Below are 11,026 nucleotides of genomic sequence, written 5' to 3' on the forward strand. Positions count from 1 at the left end.
GGCATCGTCGCTCAACTAGCGGCTACACTTTAGATTATTATTACAAGCGCTTAACGCCCGTGAATGATCCGAACGTAGTTCTTGGTTTCTTTATACGGAGGGATGCCACCGTATTTTTTAACGGCACCGGGACCGGCATTGTAAGCCGCTAAAGCGAGCCGCCATGTTCCGAACGTGTGGTACTGCTGTTTGAGATAGCGCGCGCCGCCTTCAAGGTTCTCGGACGGGACTGTCGGATCAACCCGCAGCTTACGTGCCGTCGCTGGCATCAGCTGCGCCAACCCCATGGCACCTTTGTGGGAAAGAGCTTTTGGGTTCCAGCCGCTTTCTTGCTGCACAAGGCGCAAAAACAAATCCTCAGGAACGCCATGCTTTTGCGCGGCACTGCGCGCCATGTTCAGATACTGGCCCTTATAACGGCCACGGTATTTTTTGCCCGGCCCCTCGTCATCCCACTTCGTCGGGGTCACGACCTTGGGAGGCTGCAAGCGGACTGAGTTTTTATATTGCTTGGCTGCGCGGGTATCGAGGATACGCTTTTGACTAGCAAACAGCTTAACCCGGCTTTTTGACGAAAAGATTTCAGCAGAAACAGGCGTTCCGACTGAAACCGCAATCGCGGTCATACCTGCTATAATACGGCGCATTAAATAACCTGTACCCAAAACCAACTTGACGCGACTATAGCAAAATGGCTCCACAAGACCAGACTGGAATAATATGTATCCGCTATGTGATGCATTGCTGCGGAAACCTTCCCTTAAGCATGGCTGATCAAGACTGCGCATCGTATAAACACGGCTGAAAAGCGTCGAGGCGGATTCGGAATCGAATCCATGGCGTGCAGGACAGAGTAAAATAGGGGGGCGATATGGCCGGCTCAGTGAACAAAGTGATCATTATCGGCAACTTGGGACGTGATCCCGAGGTGCGCAGTTTCCAAAATGGCGGCAAGGTGTGCAATCTGCGCATCGCAACGTCGGAAAACTGGAAAGACAAAAATACCGGTGAGCGGCGCGAAAAGACCGAATGGCATTCGGTGGCAATCTTTCAAGAAGGGCTTGTGCGCATCGCCGAGCAGTACCTCAAGAAGGGCTCCAAGGTTTACATCGAAGGCCAATTGCAGACCCGCAAATGGCAAGATCAAAGCGGTACCGACAAGTACAGCACCGAGATCGTGTTGCAAGGCTTTAACGGCACACTGACCATGCTCGACGGTCGCGATGGCGGTGGTGGCGGAGGCGGCGGCGGAGGTGGCGGAGGTGGTTATGACGACCGCGGCGCAGGCGGCGGTGGCTATGATCAAGGCTATGACAGCGGCCCATCCTCTTCCGGTGGTGGCGGCGGTCAAGGCGGTGGCGGTCAAGGTGGCGGATCACGCGATCTGGACGATGAAATCCCGTTCTGAAGATACACAAGCAATGGTCCGCGTCCTTACATCACAGGACGCGGACCAGGCGCTTGTTCTCTACAATGAGCTGACCGTAGGCCCGCCGCAGGTTGATCCTGCAGCGTTCGATGCGGTGATTGCACATTCTGGCACGACGGTATTTGGGGCTTTCAGGGCAGACGAGTTAACCGCAATGGTGACGCTGCATCTGCTGCCCAATGCGCTGTGGGATGCACGGCCCTACGCCCTTATTGAGAATGTTGTGACCCGCCGCGCCCATCAAAAATGCGGGTTTGGCCGGTGCGTGATGCAAGGTGCAATAGATGCGGCCTGGGCTGCAAACGCTCATAAAATCATGCTGATGACTGGCACGGGCCGGGCGGCAGCCGGTTTTTACGAAGCGCTTGGTTTCACATCTAAGGACAAGACCGCGATGGTGATGCGGCGGCCCTGATTATGCGGCGTCGCGCAAAACGGCTAGGACCTTATCGGCCGGCACATCGCCAGTGACAAACGCCTCTCCGATGCCGCGCGCGAGAACGAAGCGGAGTTTGCCATCCACAACCTTTTTGTCCTGCCCCATCAACCCCAACAGCGTTTCAGCATCCGGCAGATCCCCGTCAATATCGCGCAGGTCGACCTTCATGCCCATGTCACGCAGATGCGCGCGCACCCGGCTTGGGTCTTCTTGTGAGCACAGGCCCAGCCGCGCTGACAGTTCGAACGCCAGCGCACACCCAATCGCAACACCTTCGCCGTGCATCAAACGGTCGCCGTAACCTGTCGCGGCCTCAAGCGCATGGCAAAATGTGTGGCCCAAGTTGAGCAGTGCGCGCTCGCCCTGCTCGGTCTCATCGCGCATCACGATATCGGCTTTCATCTGAACGGATCGACGCACGGCTTCGACGCGCAAGGCCATATCGCCTGCCGCCAGTTTAGGTCCCTGCCCTTCGAGCCAGTCAAAGAACGCCGCATCGCCCAGCATGCCGTATTTCACCACTTCACCGTAACCGGCCAGAAAATCGCGCGGCGTCAGTGTTTCTAAAACATCGGTATCTGCCAAAACCAACGAAGGCTGATGGAATGCTCCGATCAGGTTTTTACCTTGGGCCGCGTTGATCCCGGTTTTGCCGCCCACCGAACTGTCGACTTGCGCCAAAAGGGACGTCGGCACCTGCACAAATCGCACGCCGCGGCGCAGGATTGCTGCTGCAAAGCCCACAAGATCGCCGATTACACCACCGCCAAGTGCAATGACCACATCGCCCCGTTCAACCTGTTGATCAAGCAGCCAACCAACACAGCGCTGCAGCTGCTCCCAGCATTTGGTGCCTTCGCCCGGTGGCAGTGTCAAAGCCTCCAGAGTAATGTTTTGCGACGCTAGGCCGCTGCGCAATGTGTCCAGATGCAGGGCCGCAACATTCTCGTCACTGATAACCACTACGCGGCTGCGCCGCAGCAACGGACCAATGTGATCGCCTGCTTCGCGCAGCAAGCCCGGGCCAATCTGAATGTCATATTCACGGCCCGGCAGGCCTACATGCACGGTCTCACGCATCTGTTTTCTCCAACACATCCGGGCGCGTTAACAGCGCTTCGATTACCATCTTTGCGGTCGCATCAATCGACCAAGATGGCTGACAAACCACCTGCAGCTCGGCCTTTTGATAGGTCGGGTTACGCGCATCAAACAGATCGGCCAGCGTCGCGCGTGGATTTTCCGTGCGCAAGAGCGGTCGGCTGTCTTTGTGACGGACCCGGTTCCACAACAGTTTCAGATCAGCATTCAACCACAGCGCCACACCGAACTCTCCGATATTATCGCGGTTCACCTCGGCAAAATAAGCGCCACCACCGGTGGATAATATCCCGCGCTCTGCTTGCAAAAGTCGTGCAATCACTTCGGTTTCGCGTTTGCGGAAAAATGCCTCGCCGTCGCGTTCAAATATCTCGGGCACACTCAGGTTTGCGGCCGCTTCGATTTCAGCGTCAGTGTCCAAGAAAGGCACGCCCAATTTTACCGCCACCGCACGGCCCACGGCGGTCTTGCCAGCACCCATCATACCCACCAAAGCCACCGTCTTTTTCAGATGGTAGTCGGGGGGCGCAGAAGGGCCATCGGCCTGAGGTTGCTGAATTTTGCTCATTTCTCTCTGAATGACGTGATCTTACTAGAAAGGCCATATATAGTTTGTGGAAAGGCAGCAAAAGTCAGGCAGGCGAACTCTATGAGAAAATTGCTCAAGTTCTTGATGATCCTTGTGATTATCGGATTTATCGGGCTCGTTGGGTATGCGTATATCGGCCCATTCTTGGGCGTTGATTTCGCGGCACCGCAAAGTGAAACGCGTCTGCCCGTCACCTTACCGGAGAACTGAACCCATGCGGAGCGCCACATTCGGCTTGGCGCTGGGTCTCGGATTTGGTCTGGGACACACGCTGCCTGCCGTCGCGCAAACGGCAATACCTGTGGGGGCAGCACCCTTGTCGGTGATCGATTGGCTTGACGCGCCGACACCGTTGATCCAGCAGATAGGGCCCGAAAAACAAGCGGCCTTCCCGCCCATGAATGAGCCGCCCGTGACCAACAGTGGCACTGCGCCGCAGGTTACCACGAGCGCGCTGGATGGTGCGAGACCGCGCGACGTCGGGTTGGTTCCCTCTTCCGTTACCGGGCTGCCCGCCGATATTTGGTCGGGCAGCGACGCGAGGTCGCTCAAGCGCCAAATCACCCGCCTGCCAGACATGCGGCTGCCGGCGGGGAACGCATTGCTATATACGGTGCTGCTGGCTGAAGCGGGACCGCCCCGAGATGGCAATACAGACCAAGATACCCTAACGCTCGCGCGGATCGAAAAACTGATGATGTTGGGCGCACTTGATCCGGCACAGTCCCTGATCGAACAAGCCGGCACCACTGTGTCACCTGCGCATTTTGATCTGTGGATGCGGATCAGTTTGTTAAACGGGACCGAAGATGCGGCCTGCGGGGCCCTATCGCGCGCGCCGTACCTGTCTTCAGACATTGGTGTGCAGATTTTCTGTGCTGCGCGCGGCGGCGATTGGAACACCGCCTCTCTTACGCTTGGTTCTGCCAAGGCTCTGGGGCTCGGGTCTGCTGAAAAATTGGAACTGCTGGACAGGTTCCTAAGTCCGGGTTTATTCGAAGATGCAGCGCCGATGCAAAATCCGCGCAAGATTGATCCTCTGACGTTTCGGCTTTTTGAGAGCATCGGAGAGCCGTTGCCCACCGGACCGCTGCCGCGTGCCTATGCGGTTGCAGATCTTCGCGATATTGCCGGTTGGAAATCCCAACTTGAAGCAGCAGAACGCCTGACCCGCGCAGGAGCGTTACCCGACAACCGGTTATTGGGCCTCTATTCTGATCGCAAGCCAGCCGCATCGGGGGGCATCTGGGATCGGGTTTCAGCGTTGCAGAAATTCGAAAAGGCGCTGCAGGCCCGCGATGATGCAGCCGTTCAACGCACATTGCCTGTGGTTTGGCAGGCAATGCAATCCGCCGAGCTTGAAGTGGCCTTTGCTACTTTGTTTTCAGGTGCCTTGCAGAACCGCAAGCTTACCGGAGCAGCCGCGGATATCCGCTTTGAGGCAGGGCTTTTATCGCCAGAGTATGAAGCAACTGCTGCCAAGCCCCCCGCGTTCCCCACAGACCGCACCCGTACCGATATGCTGGTGGCCGTGGCCCAAGGAGATGTGCCAAAGCGGCGGCCGAGCGAAACACTGGCCGCCGCGGTTTTTGATGCCTTTGCTACCCCCACCCCGGACGAAGCGTTGTTGCGTAATGCCCGCCAAGGTCGCCTTGGAGCAAGCATCCTGCAGGTGCTGGCGCAACTGAATGAGGGGGCTGGTGGCAACGCAGATACTTTGACCCACGCGCTGTCAAACCTACGCGCACTCGGGCTTGAGGATACAGCGCGCCGCGCCGCGTTGCAGGTCGTCTTGTTAGAACGCAGCCAATGATACCTTCAACGTGGATATCAGCATTCCTTGAGGCGCAGGCAGCTGAGCTTGGGGCCGCGACCAATACGTTGCTGGCGTACGGCCGTGATCTAAAGGACTTTGACGTTTGGCTTAGCCGTAGAGGCCGCGATTTTGCCGCGACCACCCGCGCAGATATCGAAGACTATCTTGTTCATTGTGACGCCCAAGGTTTTGCCAAATCCACCCGCGCCCGGCGGCTTTCAGCGATCAAACAACTGTTCCGATTTGCTTTTGAGGAAGGGTTGCGCACAGAAAACCCCGCGATCCAAATCAGTGGGCCCGGACAAGACAAGCGCCTGCCTAAAATCCTGAGTATTGAAGAGGTGGACCGCCTTTTGGAGGCGGCGCGGAGCTCTGGCCGAAACGCGCATGACCGCATTCGTAACGTCTGCCTGATGGAATTGCTGTATGCGACGGGCATGCGGGTCAGCGAATTGGTCGGCTTGCCCGTGGCATCCGCGCGCGGTGATCCTCGGTTGCTGTTGATCCTTGGCAAGGGTGGCAAGGAACGCATGGTACCGCTGTCGCCCCCGGCGCGCGACGCGTTGGCCGCGTGGTTGACCATCCGAGAAGAAGCAGAGACCAAGAAAACACCCCGCAAAGAACTTCATTCACGCTATTTGTTCCCGTCGCGCGGCGTCTCTGGTTATCTGACCCGGCACCGGTTCTATCTGCTGATCAAGGAGTTCGCTGTGTCTGGCGGCGTTGATCCCTCAAAGGTGACACCACATACATTGCGACACGCGTTTGCCACGCATCTGCTTGCGGGAGGGGCTGATTTGCGGGCGATCCAGACCATGCTGGGCCACGCTGATGTCGCCACAACCGAAATCTATACCCATGTCCTAGAGGCGCGCCTGTCCGAGCTGGTGCTCGAGCATCACCCTCTGGCAAATGACGCTCCGCGCAAGGCCTCGGGCAAGATATCCTCGGACGGCCAGTAACCGCTGAGCAATCCGTCAGCGTAACCCCTTGAGAGTCCTGCCTCGATCATTTCTTGGGACGCCTTTGCAGCATCATAGCTAAGCCGGTGAAAACTGACCTCACCACCCTCCAGCAAGGCGGCGCGGGTTTGTTGATGCCCATCATGAGGCGGCATGCCAATGACCCCCGCGTTAATCCACGGGCCTCTGGCCGCCTCGTGGATAAACGGAATGCCGCAATGACCGGCAATCACCCCGTCAACAGGACCCACTTGCGCCTCAAGCACGCGCCATTCGTGATCAAATAGGTCGCGCTCTGAGTTGGACCAAATGAACCGCGCTACATCTGTCACGCCGCCGTGGATTACGCCGTATCGCCGTCCTTGATGCGCAAAGGTGACGACATCGGGCAACGCGCCCATCCACGCCTTGCTCTCAAGGTTGAGCCGCGCGCGCGCAAAGGCGTACCATTCGACGCTCAGCCGGTCACAAGTGCTGCCCGCATCAAACCCACATCCACAATCATCAGCATCTGCCGCCAGCTGTTTTTCACAATTGCCCGCAACCACCGTACAGCCTGAGGTCCGGATGGCCGCAACGGTGGCTACAGGATCGGCGCAATACGCGACCACATCACCGGTGCAAATCATGTGATCAGTGGCGATTTCTTGTGCCGCAGCGAGGTCAAAAAGCGCGCGCGTTGCCTGCACATTGGAATACGGACCGCCAAACAGCAGGACCGGACCGTTGCGGGCCCCCAAATCAACATGCCTCATGCGAGCACTCCCTTGAAGAACTTCGGCACAACACTCATAACAATGAGGTACTTCACACAAGGTTTCTCACATGGACATGTCCCAAGCAACCGTCGACTCGGCGTTTTGGATCAGCGCAGGAATCATCCTGTTTTTGCTGGTTCTTTCGGGATTCTTTTCAGGCTCCGAAACGGCCCTGACGGCAGCATCACGCGGAAAATTGCGCACGCAGGCTGACAAGGGTTCGCGCGGGGCTCAACGTGCGCTTGCCATTACCGAAGACAACGAGCGCCTGATCGGGTCGGTCTTGTTGGGCAACAACCTTGTGAATATCCTCGCAGCTGCATTGGCTACATCGCTTTTCACACGGCTTTTTGGGGAATCGGGCGTGGCCATTGCCACATTGGTGATGACCCTTTTGGTACTAATCTTTGCTGAGGTGCTGCCAAAAACCTATGCCATCACCAATGCTGAGCGCGCCGCGGCCTTGGTGTCGCGCCCGATCATGCTCGTGGTGCTGGTGTGTTCGCCCTTGGTCAGCGCCGTGCGTTTTCTGGTGCGCGGCATTCTTTCCCTGTTCGGTGTAAAAATTGACCCCGACAGTAACATTCTGGCGGTCCGTGAAGAAATCGCGGGCGCTTTGAATTTGGGCCACTCCGAGGGAGTTGTCGAAAAAGAAGACCGCGACCGGATCTTGGGCGCGCTGGACCTGCGCGAACGTGCTGTCGAAGAAATCATGCTCCACCGCTCAGGGATCGAGATGATTGATGCGGCGTCTGATCCAACTGAAATGTTGGAACAGTGTTTGCAATCCAATCACACCCGCCTGCCCGTCTTTCGCGGCGATCCTGAAAACATCATTGGTGTTATCCACGCCAAAGATTTGCTGCGCGCGATGTATTTGCAAATTGGCCCCACGGGCCGGACGCCCGGCTCACTCAAGGATTTCAACATCGCGGATGTGGCGATGAAGCCGTATTTTGTGCCCGAAACTTCGACCCTAGATGAGCAGATGCGCCAATTCTTGCGCCGCCGCACGCATTTTGCGTTGGTGGTTGATGAATATGGCTCGCTTCAGGGATTGATCACGCTCGAAGATATTCTCGAAGAGATTGTCGGTGAGATTACGGATGAATTCGATCCTGACGCCGATCACCCGGTGAAAAAGGCAGAGGACGGGCAATATATCGTCGACGGTGCCATGACGATCCGCGATTTGAACCGCGCGACGGACTGGACGCTTCCCGATGAAGAAGCAAACACCGTCGCAGGGCTGGTGATCCATGAAGCCCAGATGATCCCCACGGCCGGTCAGGTTTTTCTCTTTCACGGGTTTCGCTTCGAGGTCACAAACCGCAACGGCAACCGGATCACACAGCTGAAAATCCGCGAGCTTTAGGCGGCTCCAACCTTTTAGGTAAACGCCCCCTTGGCTCAGGGGGCGTTAGGATCAAACGCGCAAACGCAGTCCTTTGGGATCAAACGGCGGTTCAGCCAAGACAGTCGCCTTGTGCTCAACACCCAGCACCATCACATCGACACTGTCACCCGGTGAGACGTCCTTCACGAACCCAAGCGCCAGTGATTGCCCCACGCTATAGCCGTAAGCACCCGAGGTGACGCGACCGATACCGACCCCGTCTTTGAAGATAGGCTCGCCCCCAGTGGCGTCCGCACCCGAAGCATCGGTGTCGCCGGCATCCAAGCTCAGAACGACCATCTGCTCGCGCGCAGTCTGCGTTAGGGTTTGCGCCACGGCATCTTTGTTGAGGAAATCCTTGTCCATCTTGCACAACCGCGCAAGGCCAACCTCTTGGGGCCAGTATTCCGGTGAGTACTCCCGGCCCCAACTGCCATAGCCTTTTTCAATGCGCAGTGACATCAATGCACGGCTGCCCACGGGGCCTGCTCCAACGTCTGAACCTGCCTGCAGCAACGCCTCCATCAATCGAACCTGATCGGCCTCAGCGCAATGCAGTTCCCACCCTAGGTCGCCCGTGAATGACACCCGCAAGGCCAATACCTTGACCCCGGCCAGCTCAATCCACGCGGAACGCATGAACGGAAAATCGACCGTCGCCAACGACGTATTTGTGAGCCGCTGCAGCATATCGCGCGATTTTGGACCAGCCACGTTAAAACCGCACATGGCATCCGTTTTGCTTTCAAACGTGGTGCCCATCGGCAACGGCACTTCCTTAAAGAACCGCTGGTGATAACGCTCCGCCATGCCAGACCCGATGATCCAGAATTCATCTTCACCCAACCGCGTCACGGTGAAATCCCCGGCAATCCCGCCCCGCTTCCCGATCAGCGGGGTCAAACAGGACCGCCCGACAGATTTGGGCATTGTATTGGCAAAAACAGCGTTCAGCCATTCTTCAGCGCCTGAGCCTTTGCAGAGGTATTTGGCGAAGTTCGAGATGTCGATGATGCCCGCATGCTCACGCAGCATCCGGCATTCGCGCCCCACAACCTCCCACCAATCCTGACGTGTGAACCCGTGCGTCTGGTCTTGCGCCCCGATCTCGTCTCCGAAATAAAGCGGGTGTTCCCAGCCGTAGTTCAGCCCAAAAACCGCCCCCATCCCGCGTTGTATGTCGTAAGCCGGCCGTGTGCGAACGGCGCGCCCTGCTTCACGTTCCTCGTTTGGAAAGTGGATCTTGAAACGGTTGGCATATTGATCACGCACGCGGGCCTTAGTGAATGCCTTGTCGGCCCACGAACCGAACCGTGCCATGTCCCATGCAAACATGTCGTATCGGGTCTCTCCGGTGACAATCCAATCGGCCGCCAACAAGCCCATGCCGCCAGACTGGCTGAACCCCGGGATGATGCCGTTGCAGCAAAAATAATTCGACAGCTCAGGCGCGGGGCCGAACAGCACATTGCTGTCTGGTGACCAAATCATCGGGCCGTTGATGACCCGTTTGATGCCCGCCTCACCCACCGCTGGGACACGGTCGATGGCGCGCATCATGTTATCTTCGATCCGCTCAAGATCATCGGCAAAGAGCTCATGGCCAAAGCCTTGCGGCGTGCCCTCTTCGGCCCAAAACCGCATGTCCTTTTCATAGGCCCCTACCAACAAACCCTGCCCTTCTTGGCGCAGATAATATTCGCCATCACGGTCAGCAACAGACGGTAAACGGCGGTCCAACCCAGCAATCTCGGCAATGGTTTCAGTCACGAAGTACTGATGCTCTGTCGGTTGCAACGGCAGCGTCAGTCCGGCCAATGCGGCGACCTCGCGCCCCCAAAGGCCTGCAGCATTCACCACCCATTCAGTCGCAATGTCACCCTTGGCTGTGCGGACAATCCATGTGCCATCGGGTTGCTGTTCGGTCCCTGTAACGGGACAAAACCGGATGATCTCAGCGCCGTTCTGGCGCGCACCCGCGGCATAGGCATTGGTCACGCCGGAAGGGTCCACATTGCCGCCCGAGGGTTCATACATGATGCAGCGAATGCCGTCATAATCGACCAGCGGGTGCAGCGCCTCAGCTTCGGACCGGCTGACCTCGTGAAATTTTAACCCGTAGTATTTTGCCTTAGCCGCTTGCAGGCGCAACTGGTGTTCGCGCGCCTCTGTTTGCGCCAGATAGAGCGATCCGGGCTGGAACACGCCGCAGCTTTGCCCGGTCTCTTCTTCGAGCGCATTATAGAGATCCATGGTGTAATTTTGGATACGGGTGATATTGTTGTTATCGTGCAGCCCGTGGATGTTGGCCGCCGCGTGCCAGGTAGAACCGGATGTCAGTTCATCCCGCTCCAGCAAGACAACATCGGTCCAGCCCATCTTGGTCAGGTGATAAAGGATGGAGCAGCCAATCACGCCGCCCCCGATGATAACTGCCTGAGCATGGGTTCGCATGAATGTCCGTCCCGAGATGTGTTTCCTCGCCCCACCCTGCCCCCAGCACGGACCATGTGATAGCCCGTTCCCGACATTCCTC

At 57.5% G+C, this 11,026-nt stretch carries 11 protein-coding genes; 6 read left to right on the forward strand and 5 right to left on the reverse strand.

Annotated elements, in window-relative coordinates; translation table 11 throughout:
* Positions 1–50: 50 nt before the first annotated feature.
* Positions 51–647, reverse strand: a complete 597-nt coding sequence (locus tag C1J03_RS12950) for a lytic transglycosylase domain-containing protein (protein WP_254694037.1) — start codon at positions 645–647, stop codon at positions 51–53.
* Positions 648–871: 224 nt separating this feature from the next.
* On the opposite strand from C1J03_RS12950, the gene ssb reads away from it, so the two are divergent.
* On the forward strand, positions 872–1,408 hold the full coding sequence (gene ssb / locus C1J03_RS12955; RefSeq protein ID WP_114886978.1) for a single-stranded DNA-binding protein: 537 nt from the start codon (positions 872–874) through the stop codon (positions 1,406–1,408).
* Positions 1,299–1,844 carry a GNAT family N-acetyltransferase gene (locus C1J03_RS12960; protein WP_114886979.1) on the forward strand — a complete coding sequence of 182 codons (546 nt, stop codon included), beginning with the start codon at positions 1,299–1,301 and terminating at the stop codon, positions 1,842–1,844. The genes ssb and C1J03_RS12960 overlap by 110 nt, the downstream gene beginning before the upstream one ends.
* Here the strand turns inward: C1J03_RS12960 and aroB are convergent, their stop codons facing one another.
* A complete protein-coding gene (gene aroB, locus C1J03_RS12965) occupies positions 1,845–2,948 on the reverse strand; it encodes a 3-dehydroquinate synthase (RefSeq protein WP_114886980.1) in 1,104 nt (367 codons plus the stop codon).
* Positions 2,941–3,537: a shikimate kinase gene (locus C1J03_RS12970; protein ID WP_114886981.1), complete on the reverse strand. Its 597-nt coding sequence runs from the start codon at positions 3,535–3,537 to the stop codon at positions 2,941–2,943. The genes aroB and C1J03_RS12970 overlap by 8 nt, the downstream gene beginning before the upstream one ends.
* A gap of 81 nt (positions 3,538–3,618) precedes the next feature.
* Between C1J03_RS12970 and C1J03_RS25550 the strand changes: the two genes are divergently transcribed.
* Genes C1J03_RS25550 through C1J03_RS12980 form a run of 3 tightly spaced genes read left to right on the forward strand, consistent with a single transcriptional unit; the run spans position 3,619 to position 6,336 of the window.
* Entirely contained in the window at positions 3,619–3,768 is a 150-nt protein-coding gene (locus tag C1J03_RS25550; protein ID WP_174234465.1) for a hypothetical protein, read from the forward strand.
* A 4-nt stretch (positions 3,769–3,772) separates the two neighbouring features.
* Positions 3,773–5,371 (forward strand): hypothetical protein, encoded by a 1,599-nt coding sequence (locus C1J03_RS12975; RefSeq protein WP_114886982.1) that lies wholly within the window; start codon positions 3,773–3,775, stop codon positions 5,369–5,371.
* A complete protein-coding gene (locus C1J03_RS12980) occupies positions 5,368–6,336 on the forward strand; it encodes a site-specific tyrosine recombinase XerD (RefSeq protein WP_114886983.1) in 969 nt (322 codons plus the stop codon). The genes C1J03_RS12975 and C1J03_RS12980 overlap by 4 nt, the downstream gene beginning before the upstream one ends.
* Here the strand turns inward: C1J03_RS12980 and C1J03_RS12985 are convergent.
* Positions 6,273–7,091: a metallophosphoesterase family protein gene (locus C1J03_RS12985; RefSeq protein WP_114886984.1), complete on the reverse strand. Its 819-nt coding sequence runs from the start codon at positions 7,089–7,091 to the stop codon at positions 6,273–6,275. The two genes, C1J03_RS12980 and C1J03_RS12985, sit on opposite strands and share 64 nt — an antisense overlap.
* 70 nt (positions 7,092–7,161) lie before the next feature.
* Here C1J03_RS12985 and C1J03_RS12990 point away from each other — a divergent pair, with 70 nt between their 5' ends.
* Positions 7,162–8,469, forward strand: a complete 1,308-nt coding sequence (locus C1J03_RS12990; protein ID WP_114886985.1) for an HlyC/CorC family transporter — start codon at positions 7,162–7,164, stop codon at positions 8,467–8,469.
* Positions 8,470–8,520: 51 nt separating this feature from the next.
* Here C1J03_RS12990 and C1J03_RS12995 read toward each other — a convergent pair whose 3' ends face one another.
* A complete protein-coding gene (locus tag C1J03_RS12995; RefSeq protein WP_114886986.1) occupies positions 8,521–10,944 on the reverse strand; it encodes a GcvT family protein in 2,424 nt (807 codons plus the stop codon).
* Between the last annotated feature and the right edge of the window lie 82 nt (positions 10,945–11,026).

The sequence above is a fragment of the Sulfitobacter sp. SK012 genome (genome assembly GCF_003352085.1).
Classification (GTDB): Bacteria; Pseudomonadota; Alphaproteobacteria; order Rhodobacterales; family Rhodobacteraceae; genus Sulfitobacter.